At 72.6% G+C, this 20993-nt stretch carries 25 protein-coding genes and 1 tRNA gene; 9 read left to right on the top strand and 17 right to left on the bottom strand.

The genetic code is table 11. The annotated features are described in order from the left end of the window. The first annotated feature begins 30 nt into the window (after positions 1-30). Positions 31-456, top strand: coding sequence for a winged helix-turn-helix transcriptional regulator (locus ACGF07_RS27560; RefSeq protein WP_392902951.1), 426 nt, complete (start codon positions 31-33; stop codon positions 454-456). 92 nt (positions 457-548) lie between these two features. Then, positions 549-1085, top strand: a complete 537-nt coding sequence (locus ACGF07_RS27555) for a hypothetical protein (protein WP_350741937.1) — start codon at positions 549-551, stop codon at positions 1083-1085. 22 nt (positions 1086-1107) lie between these two features. On the opposite strand, the gene ACGF07_RS27550 is transcribed toward ACGF07_RS27555, so the two are convergent. The 6 genes from ACGF07_RS27550 to ACGF07_RS27525 form a co-directional block, all read right to left on the bottom strand. Beyond that, on the bottom strand, positions 1108-2385 hold the full coding sequence (locus tag ACGF07_RS27550) for an alpha/beta hydrolase family protein (protein WP_392902949.1): 1278 nt from the start codon (positions 2383-2385) through the stop codon (positions 1108-1110). A 131-nt stretch (positions 2386-2516) separates the two neighbouring features. Continuing rightward, complete coding sequence (locus tag ACGF07_RS27545; RefSeq protein ID WP_392902947.1) at positions 2517-3728, bottom strand: acyl-CoA dehydrogenase family protein; 1212 nt, start codon at positions 3726-3728, stop codon at positions 2517-2519. A 3-nt stretch (positions 3729-3731) separates the two neighbouring features. Further along, complete coding sequence (locus tag ACGF07_RS27540) at positions 3732-4760, bottom strand: phosphotransferase family protein (RefSeq protein WP_392902945.1); 1029 nt, start codon at positions 4758-4760, stop codon at positions 3732-3734. A 145-nt stretch (positions 4761-4905) separates the two neighbouring features. Continuing rightward, entirely contained in the window at positions 4906-5187 is a 282-nt protein-coding gene (locus tag ACGF07_RS27535; RefSeq protein WP_392902943.1) for a DUF397 domain-containing protein, read from the bottom strand. A 45-nt stretch (positions 5188-5232) separates the two neighbouring features. After that, on the bottom strand, positions 5233-5442 hold the full coding sequence (locus tag ACGF07_RS27530) for a DUF397 domain-containing protein (RefSeq protein WP_392902941.1): 210 nt from the start codon (positions 5440-5442) through the stop codon (positions 5233-5235). Positions 5443-5445: 3 nt separating this feature from the next. Beyond that, positions 5446-6270, bottom strand: a complete 825-nt coding sequence (locus ACGF07_RS27525; protein WP_392902940.1) for a Scr1 family TA system antitoxin-like transcriptional regulator — start codon at positions 6268-6270, stop codon at positions 5446-5448. Positions 6271-6376: 106 nt separating this feature from the next. Here ACGF07_RS27525 and ACGF07_RS27520 point away from each other — a divergent pair, with 106 nt between their 5' ends. Both ACGF07_RS27520 and ACGF07_RS27515 read left to right on the top strand, forming a co-directional pair. Then, a complete protein-coding gene (locus tag ACGF07_RS27520; RefSeq protein ID WP_392902937.1) occupies positions 6377-6724 on the top strand; it encodes a hypothetical protein in 348 nt (115 codons plus the stop codon). Then, positions 6721-7095 carry a hypothetical protein gene (locus tag ACGF07_RS27515; RefSeq protein WP_350741953.1) on the top strand — a complete coding sequence of 125 codons (375 nt, stop codon included), beginning with the start codon at positions 6721-6723 and terminating at the stop codon, positions 7093-7095. The genes ACGF07_RS27520 and ACGF07_RS27515 overlap by 4 nt, the downstream gene beginning before the upstream one ends. Before the next feature lie 69 nt (positions 7096-7164). Here ACGF07_RS27515 and ACGF07_RS27510 read toward each other — a convergent pair whose 3' ends face one another. Next, positions 7165-7545 carry a VOC family protein gene (locus tag ACGF07_RS27510; RefSeq protein WP_350741955.1) on the bottom strand — a complete coding sequence of 127 codons (381 nt, stop codon included), beginning with the start codon at positions 7543-7545 and terminating at the stop codon, positions 7165-7167. A 264-nt stretch (positions 7546-7809) separates the two neighbouring features. Between ACGF07_RS27510 and ACGF07_RS27505 the strand changes: the two genes are divergently transcribed. From ACGF07_RS27505 to ACGF07_RS27495, 3 genes are read left to right on the top strand one after another with little or no spacing between them, the layout of a single operon-like run. Next, a complete protein-coding gene (locus tag ACGF07_RS27505) occupies positions 7810-8136 on the top strand; it encodes a hypothetical protein (protein WP_350741957.1) in 327 nt (108 codons plus the stop codon). A 1-nt stretch (position 8137) separates the two neighbouring features. Beyond that, the gene (locus tag ACGF07_RS27500; RefSeq protein ID WP_392902934.1) at positions 8138-9481 is read left to right on the top strand and encodes a putative T7SS-secreted protein; all 1344 of its coding nucleotides are present in this window, start codon (positions 8138-8140) and stop codon (positions 9479-9481) included. Between the two features lie 18 nt (positions 9482-9499). After that, positions 9500-9988 (top strand): SitI3 family protein, encoded by a 489-nt coding sequence (locus tag ACGF07_RS27495; RefSeq protein ID WP_350741963.1) that lies wholly within the window; start codon positions 9500-9502, stop codon positions 9986-9988. 328 nt (positions 9989-10316) lie between these two features. Here the strand turns inward: ACGF07_RS27495 and ACGF07_RS27490 are convergent. The 3 genes from ACGF07_RS27490 to ACGF07_RS27480 form a co-directional block, all read right to left on the bottom strand. Then, positions 10317-10456 (bottom strand) — tRNA-OTHER (locus tag ACGF07_RS27490). A gap of 23 nt (positions 10457-10479) precedes the next feature. After that, on the bottom strand, positions 10480-11211 hold the full coding sequence (locus tag ACGF07_RS27485) for a hypothetical protein (protein WP_392902931.1): 732 nt from the start codon (positions 11209-11211) through the stop codon (positions 10480-10482). Positions 11212-11272: 61 nt separating this feature from the next. Then, positions 11273-11656: a hypothetical protein gene (locus tag ACGF07_RS27480; RefSeq protein WP_392902929.1), complete on the bottom strand. Its 384-nt coding sequence runs from the start codon at positions 11654-11656 to the stop codon at positions 11273-11275. A gap of 203 nt (positions 11657-11859) precedes the next feature. On the opposite strand from ACGF07_RS27480, the gene sigJ reads away from it, so the two are divergent. Further along, the gene (sigJ, locus tag ACGF07_RS27475) at positions 11860-12747 is read left to right on the top strand and encodes an RNA polymerase sigma factor SigJ (RefSeq protein WP_392902927.1); all 888 of its coding nucleotides are present in this window, start codon (positions 11860-11862) and stop codon (positions 12745-12747) included. Positions 12748-12992: 245 nt separating this feature from the next. Continuing rightward, positions 12993-14102 carry a hypothetical protein gene (locus tag ACGF07_RS27470; protein ID WP_350741969.1) on the top strand — a complete coding sequence of 370 codons (1110 nt, stop codon included), beginning with the start codon at positions 12993-12995 and terminating at the stop codon, positions 14100-14102. A gap of 42 nt (positions 14103-14144) precedes the next feature. Here ACGF07_RS27470 and ACGF07_RS27465 read toward each other — a convergent pair whose 3' ends face one another. The 7 genes from ACGF07_RS27465 to ACGF07_RS27435 form a co-directional block, all read right to left on the bottom strand. Continuing rightward, entirely contained in the window at positions 14145-15044 is a 900-nt protein-coding gene (locus tag ACGF07_RS27465) for a Gfo/Idh/MocA family protein (protein WP_392902925.1), read from the bottom strand. Positions 15045-15246: 202 nt separating this feature from the next. Further along, positions 15247-15936, bottom strand: coding sequence for an O-methyltransferase (locus ACGF07_RS27460; RefSeq protein ID WP_392902923.1), 690 nt, complete (start codon positions 15934-15936; stop codon positions 15247-15249). A gap of 87 nt (positions 15937-16023) precedes the next feature. Then, positions 16024-16707: a DedA family protein gene (locus ACGF07_RS27455; RefSeq protein WP_350741974.1), complete on the bottom strand. Its 684-nt coding sequence runs from the start codon at positions 16705-16707 to the stop codon at positions 16024-16026. Positions 16708-16982: 275 nt separating this feature from the next. Beyond that, complete coding sequence (locus tag ACGF07_RS27450) at positions 16983-17840, bottom strand: class I SAM-dependent methyltransferase (RefSeq protein WP_392902920.1); 858 nt, start codon at positions 17838-17840, stop codon at positions 16983-16985. A gap of 155 nt (positions 17841-17995) precedes the next feature. Next, positions 17996-18790 carry a spermidine synthase gene (locus ACGF07_RS27445; RefSeq protein WP_392903046.1) on the bottom strand — a complete coding sequence of 265 codons (795 nt, stop codon included), beginning with the start codon at positions 18788-18790 and terminating at the stop codon, positions 17996-17998. 53 nt (positions 18791-18843) lie between these two features. Continuing rightward, positions 18844-19815, bottom strand: a complete 972-nt coding sequence (locus ACGF07_RS27440; RefSeq protein ID WP_392902918.1) for an alpha/beta hydrolase — start codon at positions 19813-19815, stop codon at positions 18844-18846. Between the two features lie 185 nt (positions 19816-20000). After that, positions 20001-20894, bottom strand: coding sequence for a helix-turn-helix domain-containing protein (locus ACGF07_RS27435; protein ID WP_392902915.1), 894 nt, complete (start codon positions 20892-20894; stop codon positions 20001-20003). Positions 20895-20993 lie beyond the last annotated feature (99 nt).

Below are 20993 nucleotides of genomic sequence, written 5' to 3'. Positions count from 1 at the left end.
CCTGGGCGTCCGGCATAAGGAGGCACTTCCATGTCCGTAGGGCACACCGCGGTAACCACTCCGGCAACCGCTCCCCGCCCCGTCGTCTGGTGCGAGGACGGCGTGGACTGCGGGATCCGTGACCTGCTGAACCGGCTCGGCGACAAGTGGTCGGTGCTGGCCGTCGTCGAACTCGCCCAGGGGGTGCGGCGGTTCCGCGAGCTCCAGCGGGCGCTGCCGGGGATCTCCCAGCGGATGCTGACCCTGACGGTGCGCCGGCTGGAGCGAGACGGGGTGGTGACGCGGACCGTCCACCCGACCGTCCCCCCGCAGGTGGAGTACGAGCTGACCCCGCTCGGGCACAGCCTGACCCACCTGGTGCGGGCCATGGTGGACTGGTCCTACGACCACCACGACGCGATCGCCGCCTCGCGCCGGGCCTGGGACGAGGCCAACCCCGACTCGGAGATCAGGTAGCCCGGCCGCCTCCGAACGCCCCCGCCCGTCCGAACGCCCCCGCCCGTCCCCCGGTCCGAAGGGAGGCGGGCGGGGGCGTTAGAGTCCGAGCCATGCACGAGGACACCGCCCGCTGGCACCGGCTCACCGAGCTCCTTCCGGAGCCCGACGCGCAGCGCGTCGAGGACTGCCGGCAGATCGGGGAGCAGGAAAGCGGGCTCGGCCTGCTGGTCGAAAGCCTGGTGGCCCGCCAGGTGCCGATCGGCGGAGCGGACCGGGCGCGGATCTCCGTGCTCGCCGAGGAGTGGGGCGTGCGCGAGCAGCTCACCCCCGGCATCCTGCGCTGCCTCGGCGACGGACGGCCCGCGCCGGTGCGGCTGCTCGACGGGGAGGGCGACGAGGCCGAGCTGGTGACGGGCTGGAGCGAGCCCGAGCTCGCCGGTCTGGTGCTGGTGCCGTGGATCGGCTGCACCCGCTGCGGCCGCGTCCTGCTGCGCGCCCACTCCTGGGAGCCCTGGGACGACCTCTCCCACGTCGCCGAGCACTACGTGATCAGCACCCCGGACCACGGCGCGGCGCTGCGGATCCTCCCGGCCGGGGCTGCCGACGAGGCCTTCGCCGAGCTGCTCCGGGACTGCCCGCGGGCCTGATCCGCGCACGGGCCGGCAGCGCTCAGCGCTCGTACACCATCTCCGGGAAGCGCGCCGACGGCCCGTCCAGCAGGTGGTCGTCGCGGCCGCGCAGCCAGCGGTCGAAGAAGGCGGCCACGTAGCTGCGGGTGGCCAGTTCGGCGCGTTCGGGTCGCACGTCGCCGATGTCGTCGGTCACCTTCTCGGGGCTGATGGCGCCCTGGCGGGCGAGCTTCGGGAACAGGGACTCGGCGTCGGTGTAGGAGGCGTGCCGGGATCCGGTCAGGGTGACGTCGGCATGCCAGCCGTTGCTGTGCTGCCAGAGGGCGTCCCAGCCGGGCTGCTGGTGGTAGCTGCCGGAGTCGTCGTTCTGGGTGCCCATGAGCAGGAAGGGCCGGTTCAGGCCGTCCTGGGCGACGCTGGTCAGGTGGACGCCCGTCCGCCCGTCCGGGCCGGGGAAGTGCAGCTGGCCGTCCATGTTGATCCCGGCGGCGATCCGGGGGTCGTCGTGCATGGTCTGCAGCGCCGTGGAGCCGCCCGCCGAGTGGCCCACCATGCCGATCCGGTCGAGGTCGAGCGAGTCGGCGAGGCCGGCGGGCAGGCGCCGGTCGCACCGCAGCCCGGCGAGCTGGTCCAGGACGAAGCGGGTGTCGTCGACGCGGGTCTGCAGCGCGGTGCGCAGGGTCGCGCCCAGGTCGAGGCCGGGGTCGGCCAGCAGCTCGGGGAAGACGGACGCGGCCAGGCGGCCGTCGGGGAACTCCACCTCGGAGGCGTCCCAGGTGTGGTCGACGGTGACCACCACGTAGCCGCGCGAGGCGAGGTCCTCCACCAGGGCGGTGCCCCAGGTGCGCGGATCGCCGAAGCCGGCCGAGTAGAGGACGACGGGGCGCTTGCCGCCGGGCAGCGCCGGTGCGTCGGTACGGGCGTGGGTGCGGACGCCGGCCCAGTCGGTGCGGTCGGGTTCGAAGCCGTAGTCCGTCTGGCCGACGCTCCCGGCGCTGCCGAAGTGCGCGGCCGCCGCGGGCGCCATGAACGGGACGCGGTCGCCGCCGGTGGCGGGGCGGGCGGTCGGGTACCAGAAACTGATCATCAGCTCGCGGGGCTTGCCCGGCTTCAGCGGGAACTCCCGGTCCGGGTCGGTGAGCTTCAGGGAGGTGGTGCCGATCGGGTACGGCCCGGTCGGGTCCGGCAGCGCGGCCGTGGCAAGCCTGCCCCAGCCGGTGTCCCGGGGCGCGGCGGCCGCTCCCGGTGCGCCCGCCGCGCCCAGGGCCACCGCCGTCGCCAGCAGTACCGTCGCCACGGCCCGTCCACGCCTGCTCATCGCCGTTCCTCCTCCTCGCGGTGATCCCTTGCGCAGGAGACGGTACGGGCGGCGCCGGGCCGCAGCCGTCATACCGGGGGGCCAAGTCGCCGTGGCTACCCCGGTATGACACCGTCGGCCCGGTCCGCGGCTCAGCGGTACTTCTTGAGCTCCCGGCGGGCCAGCGAGCGCTTGTGGACCTCGTCCGGTCCGTCGGCCAGGCGCAGGCTGCGGATGCCCGCCCAGAGCTGGGCGAGCGGGGTGTCCTGGCCGGTGCCGCCGGCGCCGTGCGCCTGGACCGCCTTGTCGAGGATCCACTCGACGGTGGCCGGGGTGGCGATCTTGATGGCCTGGATCTCGGTGTGCGCGCCGCGGTTGCCGACGGTGTCCATCAGCCAGGCGGTCTTGAGCACCAGCAGCCGCAACTGCTCGATGCGGACGCGGGATTCGGCGATCCAGTCCTGGATGACGCCCTGCTCGGCGAGTGGCCGGCCGAAGGCGACGCGGGCGGTCGTCCGGCGGCACATCAGCTCCAGTGCGCGTTCGGCCGCGCCGATGGCGCGCATGCAGTGGTGGATCCGGCCGGGCCCGAGGCGGGCCTGGGCGATGGCGAAGCCGGTGCCCTCCTCGCCGATCAGGTTCTCCACCGGGACGCGGACGTCCTCGAAGAGCACCTCGGCGTGGCCGCCGTGGTCGGAGTCGTCGTAGCCGAAGACCGTCATGCCGCGCTTGAAGGTGATCCCGGGGGTGTCGCGCGGGACGAGCACCATGCTCTGCTGGCGGTGCGGTTCGGCGGTGGGGTCGGTCTTGCCCATCACGATGATCAGCTTGCAGTCCGGGTTCATCGCGCCGGTGATGTACCACTTGCGGCCGTTGATCACGTACTCGTCGCCGTCACGGACGATCCGGGTGGCGACGTTGGTGGCGTCCGAGGAGGCGACCTCCGGCTCGGTCATCGCGAAGGCGGAGCGGATCTCGGCGTCCAGCAGCGGGCGCAGCCAGCGCTCCTTCTGCTCGGCGGTGCCGAACTCGGCGAGCAGCTCCATGTTCCCGGTGTCGGGGGCCGCGCAGTTGAGCGCGGGCGGGGCCAGCAGGGGGCTGCGGCCGGTGATCTCGGCCAGCGGGGCGTACTGGAGGTTGGTGAGGCCGGCACCGTGCTCGCCGGGGATGAAGAGGTTCCACAGGCCCTGCTTGCGGGCCGCCGCCTTCAGGTCGGCGACCACCGGCGGGACGCTCCACGGCTCGCGGGCCGGGTCGGCGAGCTGCTCGGCGAGGACGGGCTCGGCCGGGTACACGTGCTCGTCCATGAAGGCGAGCAGCTGCTCGCGCAGCTCGGTGGTGCGGGCGTCGTAGGCGAAGTCCATCGGTCAGCTCTCCTTGAGGGTGCCCAGGCCGTGCCGGGCGAGGATCGGGGCCATCTCGCCCGCGCGCTCGAACCCGGCGCCGAGGGTGCGGCCCTGCTGGAAGCGGAAGAAGATGCCCTCGGCGACGGCGGCGAGCTTGAACGAGGCGAAGGCGACGTACCAGTCGAGGTCGGCGGCCTGGCGGCCGGTCAGCTCGGCGTAGTGGGAGACGATCTCGTCCGGCCCGGGGAAGCCGGGGGCGGTCATGGCGGAGGGGATGATGCCGCCGCCGACTCCGGCGAGTTCGGTGTACATCACGAGCAGGCCGATGTCGGTGAGCGGATCACCGAGGGTGGACATCTCCCAGTCGAGGACGGCGGTGATGGTGTCGCCGTCGTCGACCAGGACGTTGTCCAGCCGGTAGTCGCCGTGGACGAGCGCCGGCGCCGGCGAGACCGGGAGGCGCTGGGCGAGGAGGGCGTGCAGGCGGTCCAGGTCGGGGAGGTCGCGGCTGCGGGAGGCGGCGAGCTGCTTGGACCAGCGGCGCAGCTGGCGCTCCAGGTAGCCGTCGGGGTGCCCGAAGTCGGCGAGGCCGACGGTGGCGGGGTCGATCCGGTGGAGGGTGGCGAGGGTCTCGACCAGGCGGCGACCGAGATCGGCGACGCGCTGCTCGCCGAGCGCGGCGAGGGACGCGGCGTCACGGTGGGCGGTGCCGGCGACGTGCTCCATGAGGTACCAGGGCGCGCCGAGGACGGTGTCGGTGGGGTCGAGGAGGAGCATGCCCGGGACGGGCACGCCGGTGGTTCGGAGCGCGGACATGACGCGGTACTCGCGGCCCATGTCGTGGGCGGTGGCGAGCACGTGCCCGAGCGGGGGGCGGCGCAGGACCCAGCGGGAGGCGCCGTCGGTGAGGACGTAGGTGAGGTTGGAGCGACCCCCCTCGATGAGGTCGGCCCGCAGCGGGCCCTGGACGGCGCCGGGCAGCTCGCGGTCCAGGTGGGCGCGGAGACGGGCGAGGTCCAGACCGGGCGGATCGGCGGAGGTCTCGGGCATCGGGCGACTCCTGGGAGGGGAGAGGTGGAGGGAAAGGGAGGGAATGACTAAGCGCTTGCTTAGCATCGATCGGACGGCGCGCGGTGTCAATACGCGACGAGCCCCCGGACCGGGTGGTCCGGGGGCTCGTCGGCCGGATCGAGGATCAGACGGAGCCGAACTCGCCGGCGGCAGTCGCAGCGACGAAGGACCGCCACGCCTCGGCCGGGAAGAGGAGGACAGGACCCTCGGGGTCCTTGGAGTCGCGGACAGGCACGACGCTCGGGAAGTCAGGCGCCACCTCGACGCAGTTGCCGCCGTTGCCGCTGTACGGGCTCTTCACCCACCGGGCATCAGCCAAGTCAACGGCAACCTCGACGCAGTTACCGCCCTGCTGACTGAAGCTCGACTTCACCCAGCGCAAGGAAGCCGGATCAAAAAGCGCCATCACTGAACCACCTTTCGAACAGCACCGTCGGGACGAGCAGCCAGGTCAGGCGTTGCCGAACTCGCCCGCAGCCGTGGCGGCAACGAAGGCCCGCCAAGCAGCGAGAGGAAAGACGAGCGCGGGCCCCTCCGGATCCTTCGAGTCACGGACTGGGACAACGCCCGGGAAGTCGGGTGAGACCTCTACGCAGGAACCGCCGTTGTCGGAGTACGACGACTTGAACCAGGAAGCGCGGGACAGGTCTGGGCGGATCATGGGTCAGAGTTCCTTTCGGGCCTTATGAATCAGATCGAGGGTCGCTGCTCTCGTCAGCGCTTCCACCTGCAACCGATCGTAGGCCCTTTCCCATGCCCTGACAGTCCCGTCTTCCCGGACGACGAAGCCATGTTCCGCTGATTCGGTGTAGCCGACCACAGAGCGATCGGCAAACGTCAACAACGTCATGAAGGCTCGGAACGGGGCGTGTTCCGCCATGCTGAACGGGGCGATCTGAAAGATCACATGAGGCTTTGTCGCCATCTCCACGAGGTGATCAAGCTGTTCGCGCATCGTCGTGACGCCACCGACCGGCCGACGGATACCACTCTCGTCTATCACGGCATGAATGATTGGCGGCTCGGCGCGCTTGAGCAGACGCTGTCGGGCGGTGAGGAACTTCATTCGCTCCTCAGCCTGATCCTGAGTACTGCTTCCTCGCTGCACTGCCGCCGACTCTCGCGCAGAAGCGTAGGCCTTGGTCTGGAACAGTCCAGGGATGAGGTTCGGTTCGAAGATCCGGATCTCCGCCGCACGCGCCTCCTGAGCAGCGTGCTCGGGGAAGCCCTCCAGGAACCCCTTCCGTCTCATCCCGACCCACATCAACTCGAGCGTCTGGCCGGTCCCGAGCGCCTTGTCGGCCGCCCTGACGAAGGTTCGGCTGGTGGATTTGCGGCCCGTTTCGACGGCCGAGATGTAGCTGTCCGAGTAGCCCATGGCTGCCGCCAGGTCCTGCTGCGTCCAGCCCAACGCCTCGCGCGAGCTGCGGAGCAGCGCGCCGAAGGACTCTCGCGGAGACGACGTCGGGTCAAGCTCCTTGCGGTTCATGGCACACGTCCAATTCCACCAAGAGGACAGGCAAGTTGAACGATTCCGAAGCTTAGCCGACAGTGGACACCACCGGTAGTCGTATCGCTACACAGAGGAGCGACCCTTGAGCTGCCCCACGCCCCCACAGGCCTTCGGCCGACCGCAGGTGGTCGTCTACCTGGCCAAAAGCAACTCCCGCTTCCCCGAGCGCGAGTTGCGGCTCTGCGAGGCCTACGCCCACGCCTTCCGCTGGGACATCTCGCTGATCGTCGTGGACGACGAAGCCGACCTGAAGAGCCCCGAGCGCCGGCCGATGCTCCAGGCCGCCCTCCAGCGTCTCCTCGACCGTCGCGCCGGGGCGATCCTCGTCCCGTCCAGAGCCACCATCTCCGCGATCGACGGCGAGTTCAACGAGTTCGCCTCGTGCGTCGAGAAGGCCTCCGGCTTCATCCAGGTGGCGACCCGCCGATGACCCTCGACCGCTACACGATCCTCCCCGCCGACGCCCCGAACGGCGCCGCCTACCAGGTCTGGATCATCCACGACCGCACGAGCGACCTCCCCGTCAAGGCTCTCCCGCCGGCCGACGACCCGCTGCGCTTCTACTCCTACGCGCACGCTCAGGCCTGGGTCCGCAAGAACGAACTCCCGCGCACCGCGTACGAGATCCGCCTGATCGACGCCGGCAGCCCGCACTTCCTGCAACTCGAGTGCTGGGGCCTCTGGGACCCCGCTCGACACGAGTACCTCCGCATGCCGGGCTCCTCGCACCGGATCCGGCGCTTCTACACCCGCGCCGCCGCCGAGGCGTTCCGGCAGCACCTCAACCGGGTCGAGGAATAGCGAGGTTGCCGGGCGGCTGCGTCGCGTGGTCCCGCAGCCGTCCGGACCCGGCACTCGCCGGAGCAGGCGTCAGAGCTCCTTGATACGCGCCTTCAGCAGGCAGAACTCATTGCCCTCGGGGTCGGCGAGCACGTGCCAGGACTCGTCGCCCGTCTGGCCGATGTCGGCCGGGCGCGCCCCAAGCGCCAGCAGGCGCTCCAGTTCGGCGTCCTGGTCGCGGTCGGTGGCGTTGACGTCGATGTGCAGCCGCGACTTGCCCGGCTCCGGCGCGTCCCTGCGGCTGAGGAAGAGGGTCGGCTGCGCACCCCCGAACCCCTCCCGGGGCCCGATCTCGATGCTGCCGTCGTCCTCGCGGGAGAGCACCACGAAGTCCAGGACCTCGCACCAGAACCGCGCCAGCACCTCCGGTTCGCGGCAACCGAGTACGAGCTCGCTGATGCGACACGCCATGGACGAAACCTGCCCTCACCGTGGGAACCTGCCGACCGGCAGCCGCGACCGGAGCCTTCGAGGCCCGGCAGCGGCGGCACACGCGAGACCGTACCGAACGGGGCGTGCGATCGCGACGGATTTTCGCCGTGTCAGGCGGGCCGGCCCCCGCCCTCCGCCGGACCGCCGCCCTGACCTGCGGCGGCCGGAACCGGAGCCGGCCATCCCGGCATCCTTTACCCTGTTCAGCGCAAAAGCGATCGAACGGACACGGGGAGAGAGCCGATGGCGGACGGGTTCAAAGTCGACCTGGACGCGCTCGACAAGGCGGCTTCGGGCATCACCGACACCTTGGCGAAGCTGCAGTTCAAGAAGGTCAGCGACCTCGACCACAAGAAGGAGGACATCGGCCACGACCACCTGGCCGATGTCCTCGGTCACTTCCTGAAGCGCTGGGAGATCGGCGTGGAGAACCTCGGCAAGGACGCCTCGCAGGTCTCGCAGCGCCTCAACGCGAGCGTGAAGGCCTACGGGAAGCTCGACGGCCAGATCGCCGGGCACCTGCACGGCACGCTCAAGCGGGACAGCGGCGAAGACCCGGGGGCGAAGTAACGTGGCGAAGGAACTCGGGGAGACCTCCGACCCGAAGGAGCTCATACCGGGCGACCCCGAGGCGGTCGGATCGACCGCCGCATGGCTGAAGAGCTACGGCGACACCCTGCACTCCACCGGTGAGGGCCTCAAGCGGATCGACACCACCGACGGGTGGACGGGTCAAGCCGGCGACGCGTTCCGGGCCGCCTTCAAGGGCGAGCCGCAGAAGTGGCTGGAGGCGGGCGACTGCTTCCACGACGCCGCGACCGCCCTGACCACCTACAAGTCGACGCTGGAGTGGGCGCAGGGCCAGGCCAGGGACGCGATCCGGCAGTGGGGTGAGGCCCAGGCCGCGACGGCCAAGGCCAAGACCGAGCACGACGCGCAGGAGAAGAGCGAAGGCCGCAAGCTGCCGTTCACCGATCCCGGCGACGCCACCCGGACGACCGCCGAGAACACCCTGAGCAGCGCGCGGAGCCAGCTCAAGACCGCCGGCGACACGGCGGCCGACGCGGTCGCCAAGGGCCGTGACAAGGCGCCGGAGGAGCCGGGCTGGCTGGACAAGGTGGGCGACTTCTTCTCCGACGCCGGGGACTTCCTGGAGGACATGGGCAAGACCGCCCTGGCGGACCTGGAGTCCATCGGCAACGCGATGGTCCACGATCCCGGCGCGGTGCTGGAGATCGCAGGCGGCCTCGGCCTCGCGACGCTCGGCGCCGGCGGCGAGATCCTGGGCGTCGGCCTGGACCTGACCGGTGTGGGCGCGGCCATCGGCATCCCCGTCAACGTCGCCTCGGCCGGCGTGATCGCCACCGGCCTCGGCATGGCCGGCATCGGTGCGGCCCAGATCGCCCAGGACGCGATGGGCCCCGACCGGGTCCAGATGGAGGGCAACGGCGGAGGCGGCGGAAGCAGTTCGCCGGACATGCGGACCCAGCCCTCCAGGGCGGCCGACCCCAACGCCAAGCCCGAGGGGCGGGTCACCAACATCCCCAAGAACGCGGACGACACGACCCGGCGCGCGTTCACCCGGGAGAACGAGTCGGCCGACATCCTCGCGAAGAACGGCTACAAGGTCGAGCAGAACCCGGACGTCCCCGGCACGACCAAGAACCCGGACTACCGCGTCGAGGGCGAGGTGATGGACTGCTACGCGCCCACCGCGAAGAACCCCCGCTCCATCGCCACCGGCATCCAGAAGAAGGTCGACGAAGGGCAGGCGGACCGCATCGTCCTGAACCTGTCCGACAGCGACGTCGACGTGGGCGCCATGCGCAAGCAGCTGAACGACTGGCCGATCGAGGGGCTGAAGGAGGTCACCGTGATCGACAAGTCCGGCAACGTGGTCTCCCTCTACCCGTAGCAGAACAGAAAGACGGACATGGCAATCTCCTACAGCCTCGAACTGGTGACCCCGTGGTCCCCTGCGCAGGTCGCGCAGACGCTCACCGGCGTCGCCCGGTCGCTGCGGCTCGTCGACGAGTCCGCGACCGCCGAAGCGCTGCTCGACGACGGCGTGCTCACGGCGTACGGCACCTGGCTCCGCGTGGCCGCGCGCAAGCCCACCCCGTGGGGGGACCCGGAGATCGGCGGCCGGGTCTTCACCCCGACCGTCTCGGTCGTCTTCCGGCTGGGCAAGGACGCCGACGTCTCCGGCCAGCAGGACGACATGACCCGCCTCGCCGACGGCCTGCTGGCGCAGGTGCCCGGCGACGCGGTCCTGCACCTCGACTACGAGGACGTCTGGTTGGTGCGCCAGGACGGCGAGTTGGCGCTCAGCGAGCGTTCCGACTTCTGGCCGCCGAACCGCCTGGCCGGCATCTCGGCGCCCTACCGCCGCCAGAACCACGAGTTCCTCGACGAGGAGTGAGCCCGCCCGCGTGAGCGAGCGATGAGCAACGCGTGAGCGAGGGCTGAGCAACCTGCGAGGGCCCGGGAGCGTAGCCTGCTCCCGGGCCCCTGTGTGCCGCCCAATTGCGCACACCGGCACGTTTAAGGGCTGCGGATCAGGCTGAAACCGACGCGTTCTGCCTTTGAACTACCGTGCCACGGAGCGGCACAGACGGGACTTGAACCCGCATTCGTCGATGTTCGTCCGCACCCGGTCGATCCGGTGTTCGGCGGCGAATGCTGAGACTGGAGCGAGAGTCTGAGATTCAGGGGGCCTGCCTCTGCCGGGCTTGGGCTACCCCGGCCGGTGGTGCCGGGGGGAGGATTTGAACCTCCACTGTGACCCCTGGTCAGCTTCAACATCAGTGTCAGCTTTTCGCACCGCGCGCAGCGCACCCGCCAGGAGTCCCTTGGCAGGGTGCCGACGCGCCCGGTGCACCCGCCCGGCTCCCCGGGCGGGCGATCATGAGGCTACCGGAACAGGTAGCCGAAGACGGCGTCGCCCACCCGCTGGTCGGTGACCTCCGCCGAATTGGCCTCCTCGCGGGCGAACTTGACGGCCTGCTGGAGCTTCTCCACCCGCTCCGCGAGCTCGTTCACCCGGCGGGCCGGCAGCGCGCCGGAGAACTTGACCGTGGTCCAGTAGCCGACCGGCACGTCCTCGTAGTAGACCTCGACCTGGGCCGGGTGCTTCTCCGTCGCCTCGGCCTTGACGTGGTTGCGCGGCACCTTCTTGGTGCGGATGGTGCGCACCGGCTCCGTCTTCCAGGAGTCGGTGGACGGGTCCAGGTTCCACGACTCGGAGGCGTCCAGCACCGGGAGCTTCCGCACGAAGGTGAACAGGTCGGTGAGCTGCTTCTCCAGGAAGAGCAGGTACGGCACCGGCACCTGCGCGAGGAGCACCTGGCCGTCGACCACCACGTCGGCGCGGGCGTCGACGTTGGCCCAGTCCTTGGTGGCCGTCACGTCGAAGAGCCGGGTGAGCGTGCTCGCGGTGGAGCGCAGGACGTCCTCGGCCTTGAGCTGCACCCGGGTCGACTCCGGCGGGAGCTGCTCGCCCTCCTCGTCCTTCGGCTGGTAGGTACGGGAGATCCCGGCCAGGAGCGCGGGCTTCTGCAGGTCCTGGTGGGCCTGCGTCAGCTCTTGGAAGGACTTGGACTTGACGCCCTTTTCGACGGCGATGATCTGGTTCAGCTTTGCCACGCCGCGGACGCTATCAGCCACCGACTGACCGGCGACAGCGGATTTCCGACCGCCGGCGGACTCAGTCGGTGCGGCGCGCCAGCGCCAGCACGCTCAGGCCGAACATCAGGACGCCCAGCGGGAGGTGGACCGCCGCCACGTGCGCGATGCCGAGCACGACCTGCACGGAGGCGAGGACCAGGAAGCCGGAAGCCTCCCAGACCGGCCGCAGCGGGCCGCCGCCGGGCTTCCACGCCAGCACCGCCGCGAGCACGTACAGCATCGACGCCGCGTACATCACCCGGGCGCCGACACTGTGCAGCGTCTCCCCGTACGAGGTGGTCAGCAGCAGCCCGGCGGAGACCGCCTGCGTGAAGATGGTCAGGGTCTGGAGCGCGATCGCGATCCGCAGGAACGGGAAGCGGGACGGGAAGCTGCGCGGGGTCGTCGTCGGCTGTCCGGCCATGGTCGCGGTCCTCTTTTCCGCCCGGGGGCAGTGGATCGGTAGGGTCTCACCGGTCCGACGAAGCGGGCCCGCGAAAGGTAAGGCGCGGAGGGGGCGGGGGCATGGGGACGACAGGATCGCCGGGGACGCCGCGAACGCCGGAGACGCCAGGAGCACCGGGGACGAAGGGGACGCCGGGAGCACCGGAGGCGGTCGCCGACGGGGTGTCCGGCGAGCGGCGCCGACTGCTCAACATCGCCTACCGCCTGCTCGGTTCACTGGCCGAGGCGGAGGACGCCGTCCAGGAGGCCTACGCACGCTGGTACGCGCTGCCGGCGCACCGCCGGGCGGAGATCCTCTCCCCCGGCGCCTGGCTGACGACCGTCACCGGCCGCATCTGCCTGGACCTGCTCGGCTCCGCGCGGGCCCGGCGGGAGCGCTACGTCGGCGCCTGGCTTCCCGAGCCGCTGCCCGACCGCGCCGAGCTGGGCCCCGGGCGCGGCGGCGGCCTCGCCGACCTCGCCGAACAGATGGTCCTGGACGAGTCGGTGGCCATGGCCTTCCTCGTCGTGCTGGAGTCGATGACACCCGCCGAGCGGGTGGCGTTCGTCCTGCACGACGTCTTCCGCTACCCCTTCGCCGAGATCGCCGACGTGCTCGGCCGCACCCCCGCGGCCTGCAAGCAGCTGGCCTCCTCCGCCCGGCGGCGGGTGGGCCCCGCACCCGCCCCGGTGACGGCGCCCGGGCAGGCCGAGACCGTACGGCGCGTCAAGACGGCCTGGGAGAAGCGGGACATCGCGGCCCTCGTCGCCGTCCTCGACCCGGCCGCCGTGATGACCGCCGACGGCGGCGGCATGGTCGGCGCCGCCCTGCACCCGGTCGAGGGCGCGGCGCGCATCGCCCAGTACATGGTCGCGATCGCCGACAGGGCCCCCGGGCTGGAACTCGTGGAGCTGTTGGTCAACGGCGGGCCCGGCCTGGTGGCCCGGCGCGACGGCGTCGTCATGACGGTCGCCTCCTTCGACGTCGCGGACGGCCGGGTCGTCCGGATCTGGGCGGTCCGCAACCCGGAGAAGCTCGGGCCGTGGCTGACCGACGCGGCGGAGGCCTGACCGGCCGGCAGAACCCCGCCCCCGGACGCTGAGCGGACGGCTGCGCCGGGCCAGGGCCGGAGCCGGAGCCGGGGCCGGTGCCGGTGCCGGGGCCGGAACGGCCGCCGACCGGTGTGATCATGGTCTCAGCGGGTCCGCGGTGAACGGGCGCGAGCCGTACGACGGCGGTGCGCCGGCCGTACGCCGCGCCACGTCGGCGGTGCCCGGCCGCACCAGCGCTCCCCTCGACCGCCAGAATGACCTCCATGAGGTTGATCCACACGCTGCTCGGCGTGTTCGTCCTGCTGCTGGTCGTCGGCAGCATCCTGCGCACCCTGGTCGTCCCCCGCGGGCTGTACTCGGCGCTGGTGCACCGGCTCTGGCGGGTGCTGCGCACCGCGCTGCGCGTCTGGGCCACGCCGTTCGGCACGTACCGGGCGCAGGACCGCGCCCTGACCTGGCTGGCACCGCTGGTGCTGCTCGGCATGCTCGGGGTGTGGCTCAGCGGCATGCTGATCGCCTACACCCTGCTGCTGCACGGCACGTCCGGGCTCGGCTGGTCGACGTCCATCCGCGAGGCCGGATCCAGCCTCTTCACCCTCGGTTACGCCAGCGGCGAGCGGCTGCAGCTGTCCGCGATCGACTTCATGGCCGCCGCCAGCGGCCCGCTGGTGATCGCCCTGCAGATCGCCTACCTGCCCACCCTCTACGCCGCCTACCAGCGCCGCGAGACCGAGGTGACGCTCCTGCAGTCCCGGGCCGGGGAACCGGCCTGGGGCCCGGAACTGCTCGCCCGTCAGTCCCTGGTCGACACCGAGACGGCCCTCCCCCAGCTCTACCGGGACTGGGAGCGGCTGGCCGCCGACATCGGCGAGAGCCACTCCAACTACCCGGTGCTGCTGTCGTTCCGTTCCCCGCAGCCCAACCGCAGCTGGGTGGTCGGACTGATCGCGGTGATGGACGCGGCCGCCCTCCACCTCGCCCTCTGCCCGCGCTCGGCTCCCGCCGAGGCCCGCCTGGTGATCCGGGCCGGCTTCACGGCCATGCGCGACATCGGCCGCTCCCTGCGCGTCCCCTTCGACCCCGACCCGGACCCGGCGACCCCGATCCGCCTCAGCTACGCCGAGTACCTGGCGGCCGTCGCCATGATCACCGCCGCCGGGTTCCCCCGCGAACGCCCGGTCGAGGACGCCTGGAAGCACTTCCACGGCTGGCGGGTCAACTACGAGTCGCTCGCCTACGAACTGGCCCGCCGCAGTGACGCCGTCCCGGCGCTGTGGACCGGACCACGCGACTTCCGGGCCCCGGTCATCCCCCCGGCCCGGCCCACCGACCGCCGCCCGGACGCCCCGGGGCCCGAGCTGCCGTCGGCGTGACCGGTCCGGTACCGCGCGGCCCGGCACCGCGCGGGGGCGAGCTCAGAGCGCCACCGGGCGGCCGTCGGCCAGCGAGCGTTCGGCGGCGGCCAGCACCTCCACCACGCGCAGCCCGAAGTCCGCGCCGCAGGGGTGCGGCTCGCCGGTGGCGGCGGAGGAGCGCAGGGCGTCCAGGGCGCGGTGCAGGGCGGTCGTCGGGCTCTCGCCGCGCTCGGGCAGCTGCACCACGCCGTGCTCGCCGCGCAGTTCCATCGCGACCCCGCCACCGGCCCGCGGGGCGGTCAGGCTGAGCGCGAGGGTGCTGGAGGCACCGCCGGCGTGCCGCAGGACCAGGTGGACGGTGTCCAGCGGCCCGGCGACCGCCGTGACCTCCGTCACCTCGCCCAGCACCGGCAGCAGGACGGACAGCGCGTGCGGGCCGACGTCCCACAGCGAGCCCTTCTCCCGGCGCCACGGCGAGGCCGCGTACGGGCTGGTGCTGCCCGGGGCGAACACCGAACCGAGCCAGTCCGAGCGGCCGGTGAACCAGCCGCCCAGCTCGGCCTGGCGCTCGATCCACGGGATCTGCTCGCCGCCGAAGCGCACCGTGAAGAAGACCACCGAGGCGACCTTGTGCTCCCGCACCGCCTCGGCCACCGCGCGGGCGTCCGGCACGGTGAACGCGACCGGCTTGTCCAGCAGCAGGTGGCAGCCGGCCTCGGCGGCCCGCACCGCGAGACCGGCCTGGACGGACGGGGGCAGGGCGATGGAGACGGCGTCCACGTCGGCGAGCAGCCGGTCGAGGTCGGCGTACCCGGGCACGCCGTGCGCCGTGCCCAGCGCCTCGGCGGCCTCGGCCCGGCGGCCCCAGACGCCGGTGAACTCCAGCCCGGGGTGCTCCGCCAGGGCGGGCGCGTGCACCCGCTCCGCCCAGGGGCCGGTGCCCAGCAGTCCGATCCGCACGATGTCTCCGTTCGTCCTCGTTCGTCGTGTTCCGGCCCGTGCCGGTGGGGGCCGGCCCGTGCCGGTGGGGGCCGGCCCGTGCCGGTGGGGGCCGGCCCGTGCCGGTGGGGGCCGGACAGTGCCGGTGGGGGCCGGACAGTGCCGGCCAGGGCCGACCTCGGCCCCGGCCGTCGCCGGCCCGTCGCCTCTTCGCTACCCGCACTCAGCCCTGTACGCGGGCCAGCGTGAAGCCGTCGTAGCCCTTGCTGCCGACCGTCTGCACCGAGGTCGCGGTGACCCTCGGCTCGGCGGCGATCAGCTCGTGCAGGGCGCGGGTGGCGACGATCGCCGGATCGATGCTGTCGGCGTCGGCGATCGCGCCGCCGCGCACCACGTTGTCCACGATGATCAGCGAACCGGGCCGGGTCAGCTGGAGCGCACGGCGGAAGTACTCGGGGTTGCTCGGCTTGTCCGCGTCGATGAAGACCAGGTCAAAGGGCTCCTCGCCCTGCTCCACCAGCGCGGCCAGCGAGTCCGCGGCCCGGCCCTGGCGCACCTCGGCGACCTTGTCCAGGCCCGCCCGGGCGAGGTTGCCGCGCGCCACCTCGGCGTGCCGGGGGTCGAGCTCCAGGGAGATCAGCGTGCCGTCCGCGGGCAGCGCCCGGGCCAGCCAGATGGTGCTGTAGCCGCCGAGCGTGCCGACCTCCAGGATCCGGCGCGCGCCCTGGGTCAGTGCCAGCAGGTGGAGCAGCTTGCCCTGGTTGGGGGCCACCGCGATCCTGGGCAGCCCGGCCGCGTCGGCGGCGGCGGTCGCGGCCTCCAGCGCCGGGTCGTGCCCGACCAGTTGCTCGCAGAAGTAGGCGTCCACGGCGTCCCAGGTGGACTGCTGCGTCGGCGGCGTCGATTGCGTCATCGGGCCCTCCAGTGGTGCACGACCGGCAGGTTCCAGCCGATGCTACTCCGGAGCCCGACGACGCCGACGCGGTACCGCTACGTTCCGTTACTCGGCGACGGGAGCCTGCACGGCTCCTGCGGCCTCGGCGGTCCGAGCGGCCTCGGCCGCCTCCTCCGCCTCGATCCTGGCGTGGGTCTTGGCCGCGCGGCGCTTCATCAGCCACGCCGAGGTGGCGCCGACCACGACCGCCGCCGCCAGGCCCGCCCAGGAGAAGCGCGACAGCCACGGCTCGATCGCCTTGCCCACCTTGAAGACCAGCAGCGTCGTGCCACCGGCCCAGATGACGCCGCCCAGCACGTTGGCGATCAGGAACTTCCAGTACGGCATCTTCAGCGCGCCCGCCAGCGGACCGGCGAAGATGCGCAGCAGCGCGATGAAGCGGCCGAAGAAGACCGCCCACATGCCCCACTTCTGGAAGGACCGCTCGGCGGTCGCCAGGTGCGAGGGCCCGAAGTGCTTGGGGAACTTGCGTCCCAGCTTCTCGAAGAGCGGCTTGCCCCCCTTGCGGCCGATCGAGTACCCGATCGAGTCGCCGATGATCGCGCCCGCGATCGCGCAGGCCGCGATCCCCCACGGGCTCACCACGCCCTTGACCGCCATCAGGGACGCCGTGACCAGGGCGATCTCGCCGGGCAGCGGGATGCCCAGCGATTCGATGCCGATGATCAGGCCGATCAGGGCGTACACCGCCGTGGGCGGGACGCTCTCGATCCAGGCGTCGATGTGCAAGGCCAGTACCTCCGTGGCAGGTCGGAACGGGTGCCGGCCCGTGCTGGAGCCGGCTGCCGTCCCGGCAGTCTTCCGATGGCGGCACCAGGCCGCTCCCCCGAGTCCTCCCGGTCCCCGAGCGCAGCCTAACGTGCCGGGCGGCCTGTCCCCCCGGCCGATCACCGCTGGTTACGACGTACGCCCCCGAGCCATGGTTCCAGGCCGACCGGCGTTTCTTCAAGATTCGGTAAAAAGCGGGCGCCGACGGGCGGGCCAGGCCACGGCCACCGTTACGACTACGACGCCGGCTCCGGCTCCGGCTGAGCGGACCGTTCGGCGAAGGTCAGGGCGGTGACGGAGGGACGGCAGGTGGCGACGGGCGGGAGGGTCAGGGCCAGGGGCAGCAGGGCGCCGAGGAGGCCGCGTCCACCGGTGGGCCGCACGTCCCGCACGGAGGTCACCGCCGGACTGGCGGTGCGGAGCTTGTCGCGCTCACCGGCGTCCATCGCCCAGGGCATCGGCGGCGCCTGGTAGCCGTGGGAGCGCATCCGCCCCTCCAGGGTGAGCCGGCTGAACCAGCGCGGTATGGCGTCCAGCACGAGCGAACCGCCGGGGAACCACTCCGCGCAGGCGGCGATCAGGGCCTTCACCCGGGCCGGCGGAAGGTACATCAGCAGGCCCTGGGCGCTGATCAGCACCTCGCGGGTGCGGTCCACCTCCTCGGCCCAGCCCGGTTCGGTGGCGTCGGCGGCCAGGTAGCGCTGGCGCGGGCCGGGCGGCAGGAGCTCCTCGCGCAGCGCCGCCGACTCCGGCAGGTCCACGCTCAGCCACTGGGCCCGTCCGTTGTCCACCCGCCAGTACTGGGTCTCCAGGCCGTCGCCCAGGCAGACCACGGTGCCGCGCGGCTCCCGGGCGAGGAAGTCCGCCACCTCGCGGTCGAAGCAGGCCGCGCGCAGGGCCTGGAGCTGGCCCTGGGTGGCGCTGGTGCCGAACCGCTCGGCGAACGGGAAGTCGATCCGGTCGACCAGCTCGACCGCCTTCGGGTCGGGCAGGACGGTGTCCGGCCGACGCGCCTCCAGCGCCCGGTGCCACAGCGTCCACAGCGCCGTCTCCGGCACCTGCTCCAGCACGGGCCGTTCGCCGCCGCCGCTCATACAGACTCCTTCGTGGATAGCCCCGGCATGAACCCGCCGATTCTGACACCCCGGGCCCGGCGGCCACCGGGGCGACGCGCGGCTCGAGCGACGCTTCGACCCATCGCCCGGCCCACTGCTCCGCCGCCGCTGCGACCGCCGGCGCGGCCGCCGGTTCAGCCCACGCTGAAGGCGCCGTCCGGCGGGGGCGGCGAGTCGGTGGCGCCGGCGTCCGTGACCGGGGCGGTGCGGCCGACCAGCGCGGCCAGGTCCTCGCCCGCCGTGAGGCGGGCCGGGAAGACGTCGCCTGCCAGCCGCCGGCTCAGCTCCGCGACCGGCAGCGGAGCCGTCGAGCCGGCCAGCAGGATATTGCCGTACCGGCGCCCGCGCAGCACCGGGGCCTCCGCCACCAGGCAGGCGTACGGGAACACCGCCCGGACCGTCGCCGCCTGCGCCCTGGCGAAGGCCAGCGGCGGGCCGTCCGCCAGGTTGGCGGCGTAGCAGCCGCCGTCGCGCAGCGCGGTCGCCGCCAGCCGCAGGAACTCCACCGAGGTGAGGTGCGCCGGGGTGCGGGAGCCGCGGAAGACGTCCGCGATCACCAGGTCCTGACTGTCCGCCGGGGTCGCGGCGAGCGCCTCCCGGGCGTCGCCCACCGTCGTGCGGACGTCCGCCCCGGGGCCCTGCCAGGGCAGGTGCTCGGCGACCAGGTCGAGCAGCGGCCCGTCGACCTCCACCACCCGCTGCCGGGAACCCGGCCGGGTGGCGGCCAGGTAGCGCGGCAGCGTCAGCGCGCCGCCGCCGAGGTGCAGCACGTCCAGCGGCTGCCCGGCCGGCGCGAGGGTGTCGGCGAGGTGGCCGAGGCGGCGGGTGTACTCGAACTCGAGGTGGGTCGGGTCGGCGAGGTCGACGTACGACTGGGGGGTGCCGTCGAGCGTCAGCAGCCAGCCGCCGTCCCGGTCGACGTCCGGCATCAGCTTCGCGAAGCCGAGGTCGGTCCGCCGCCCGACCGGGAACGGCTCCTCCGTCACGCGTTCTCCCCCACCGGCCGGACGTCCAGGTAGGCGGCCAGCCAGCGGTCCAGCTCGGCGAACACCCGGGTGCGGGCCGCCTCGCCGGAGAGCACCAGGTCGTGCATGCCGCCCTCGATCCGCACGATGGTGACGTGCCGGCCCAGCTTCGGCCCCTGGGCGGCGATGTCGTCGGCGCGCAGCACGGCGTCGGCGTGGTGCAGCGCCGTGTGCCACTTGGTGGTGGCGATGGACTTCGTCGAGGCCATCAGCAGCACCGGCACGTCGATCCCCAGCCCGTGCCGCAGCCGGCGGTGGCCCTGGTGGATCGCCGACAGCCAGCCCGCGAACAGCGGGAAGCCCTCGGCGCGCTTGAGCGTGAGGTCGAAGTCCCATTCGCCCCGGTGGTCCTTGTGGAGGCTGTGGGTGTAGTGCGGGTTCAGCGCGGACGGCAGGACCCTGGTCGGCGCCAGTCGCCCGAGCGCCGTCACCACGGGGCCGCCGGCGGTGCGGACGGCGAGTCCGGCCGGCATCGACAGGAACGGGCTGTTCAGGAAGAGCCCGTCCACCAGGCCCCGCCCGGCCCGGCGCCCCGCCCACAGCGCGGCCACCAGCCCGCCGGTCGAGTGCCCGTTCACCAGCAGTTGCCGGTGTCCGTCGACCTCGCGGATGATCCGTACCGCCTCGTCGATCTCCTCGTCGTACTCGGTGAGGTCGCGGACGAAGTTCGGCGACTGGTGGGGGCGCAGCGAGCGGCCGTACTTGCGCAGGTCGAGGGCGTAGAAGGAGAAGCCGAGCGCCGCGTAGTGGTCGGCCAGGTTGGTCTGGAAGAAGTAGTCGTTGTAGCCGTGGATGTAGAGGACCGCCCGGTCCGAGCCCGGCACCGTCCGGCGGACCAGCGTCGCGCAGACCGCCCCTTCGGTGTCCGGCCGCAGCTCCAGCTCCGCCGCCTCGTAGGGGGCACCCAGGATGTCTTCCCGAAACTCCATCCGCCCTGACCCGTTCCCTCTGCTCCGCCCGCCTCGCGGCGGGTGACCACCCGTTCCGAGCCCCCGACGATACCGGCCGGTAGGTCGGTCCCGCGCAGCGGCACGGTCGGGGCGCGGCGGGCCGTGGTCAGCCGGTGCGGGTCCCGCGGGCGCCGCCCTCGGGCAGCAGGCCGGGCGCGGCGGGCCTACCGGCTCTGCTCAGCCGTCCGGTCGGGCGCCTCCCCGGACTCCTCCCGCCGCTCGGTGGCCGCCCAACTCGCCAGCAGCCGCAGGGACTCGGCGGACGGGGAGCCCGGCTCGGCGTGGTAGGTGACCAGCACCTGGTCGCCGTCCCCGGCCGGGCGCAGCGTCTCGTACTGGAGGGTGAGCCGGCCGACCACCGGGTGGTCCAGGCGCTTGGTGCCGTGGCCCTTGTCCTGGATCTGGTGGGTGGCCCACAGGCGGCGGAAGTCCTCGCTCTTGACGGAGAGTTCGCCGATGAGCGAGGCGAGCCTGGGGTCGTCCGGGTCGCGACCGGCGTCCAGGCGCAGGATGCCGACCACGTCGGTGGCCTTGGTCTCCCACTCCTGGTAGAGCTCGCGGGCGGCCGGGTCGAGGAAGACGTTCCAGGCGATGTTGCGCTGCTCGGGCGGCATGGCGGCGAAGTCGCCGAGCAGGGCGGTGCCGAGCCGGTTCCAGGCGATGATGTCCAGCCGCCGCCCGAGGACGTAGGCGGGCACGCCCTCCATGGCGTCGAGCAGTTGCTGCAACGCGGGGCGGACCCGTTGCGGGCGGGCGGCGGCCCGGCCGGCCCGGCGGCGGGCGGGCTTGGTGAGGCGGCCGAGGTGGTCGCGCTCGGCCGGACTGAGCCGCAGCACCCGGGCGATGGCGTCCAGGACGGCGGCGGAGACGTTCTCCCCGTGGCCCTGTTCGAGCCGGGTGTAGTACGCGGTGCTGACTCCGGCCAGCTGGGCCAGCTCCTCGCGGCGCAGTCCGGGCACCCGTCGCCGGGTGGTGGTGTCCGGAAGGCCCACGTCCTCGGGCCGCAGCCGGGCGCGGCGGGATCGGAGGAACTCGCTGAGTTCGGTGCGCTGGTCCATGACTGCAGTATGCGGGCGATCCGGCGGGCCGCGGCGCGGGTGAGGGTGACACTGCCATGCGTACGTTCCCCGGTCGTACGTTCCGCGGTCGTACCACCG

It is taken from the genome of Kitasatospora sp. NPDC048194 (assembly GCF_043202455.1).
Classification (GTDB): Bacteria; Actinomycetota; Actinomycetes; order Streptomycetales; family Streptomycetaceae; genus Kitasatospora.
This window is presented reverse-complemented; position numbering and strand designations above follow the sequence as displayed.

Excerpts from the sequence above, each read along its gene's own strand:
- ACGF07_RS27515 (WP_350741953.1), top strand. The coding sequence starts at position 6,721 with ATGACCCTCGACCGCTACACGATCCTCCCCGCCGACGCCCCGAACGGC.
- ACGF07_RS27530 (WP_392902941.1), bottom strand. The coding sequence starts at position 5,442 with ATGATCCGCCCAGACCTGTCCCGCGCTTCCTGGTTCAAGTCGTCGTAC.
- ACGF07_RS27550 (WP_392902949.1), bottom strand. The coding sequence starts at position 2,385 with ATGAGCAGGCGTGGACGGGCCGTGGCGACGGTACTGCTGGCGACGGCG.
- ACGF07_RS27435 (WP_392902915.1), bottom strand. The coding sequence starts at position 20,894 with ATGGACCAGCGCACCGAACTCAGCGAGTTCCTCCGATCCCGCCGCGCC.
- ACGF07_RS27445 (WP_392903046.1), bottom strand. The coding sequence starts at position 18,790 with ATGCCGGACGTCGACCGGGACGGCGGCTGGCTGCTGACGCTCGACGGC.
- ACGF07_RS27440 (WP_392902918.1), bottom strand. The coding sequence starts at position 19,815 with ATGGAGTTTCGGGAAGACATCCTGGGTGCCCCCTACGAGGCGGCGGAG.
- ACGF07_RS27525 (WP_392902940.1), bottom strand. The coding sequence starts at position 6,270 with ATGAACCGCAAGGAGCTTGACCCGACGTCGTCTCCGCGAGAGTCCTTC.
- ACGF07_RS27505 (WP_350741957.1), top strand. The coding sequence starts at position 7,810 with ATGGCGGACGGGTTCAAAGTCGACCTGGACGCGCTCGACAAGGCGGCT.
- ACGF07_RS27545 (WP_392902947.1), bottom strand. The coding sequence starts at position 3,728 with ATGGACTTCGCCTACGACGCCCGCACCACCGAGCTGCGCGAGCAGCTG.
- ACGF07_RS27560 (WP_392902951.1), top strand. The coding sequence starts at position 31 with ATGTCCGTAGGGCACACCGCGGTAACCACTCCGGCAACCGCTCCCCGC.
- ACGF07_RS27555 (WP_350741937.1), top strand. The coding sequence starts at position 549 with ATGCACGAGGACACCGCCCGCTGGCACCGGCTCACCGAGCTCCTTCCG.
- ACGF07_RS27535 (WP_392902943.1), bottom strand. The coding sequence starts at position 5,187 with ATGGCGCTTTTTGATCCGGCTTCCTTGCGCTGGGTGAAGTCGAGCTTC.
- ACGF07_RS27495 (WP_350741963.1), top strand. The coding sequence starts at position 9,500 with ATGGCAATCTCCTACAGCCTCGAACTGGTGACCCCGTGGTCCCCTGCG.
- ACGF07_RS27540 (WP_392902945.1), bottom strand. The coding sequence starts at position 4,760 with ATGCCCGAGACCTCCGCCGATCCGCCCGGTCTGGACCTCGCCCGTCTC.
- ACGF07_RS27510 (WP_350741955.1), bottom strand. The coding sequence starts at position 7,545 with ATGGCGTGTCGCATCAGCGAGCTCGTACTCGGTTGCCGCGAACCGGAG.
- ACGF07_RS27470 (WP_350741969.1), top strand. The coding sequence starts at position 12,993 with ATGAGGTTGATCCACACGCTGCTCGGCGTGTTCGTCCTGCTGCTGGTC.
- ACGF07_RS27460 (WP_392902923.1), bottom strand. The coding sequence starts at position 15,936 with ATGACGCAATCGACGCCGCCGACGCAGCAGTCCACCTGGGACGCCGTG.
- ACGF07_RS27450 (WP_392902920.1), bottom strand. The coding sequence starts at position 17,840 with ATGAGCGGCGGCGGCGAACGGCCCGTGCTGGAGCAGGTGCCGGAGACG.
- ACGF07_RS27480 (WP_392902929.1), bottom strand. The coding sequence starts at position 11,656 with ATGGCCGGACAGCCGACGACGACCCCGCGCAGCTTCCCGTCCCGCTTC.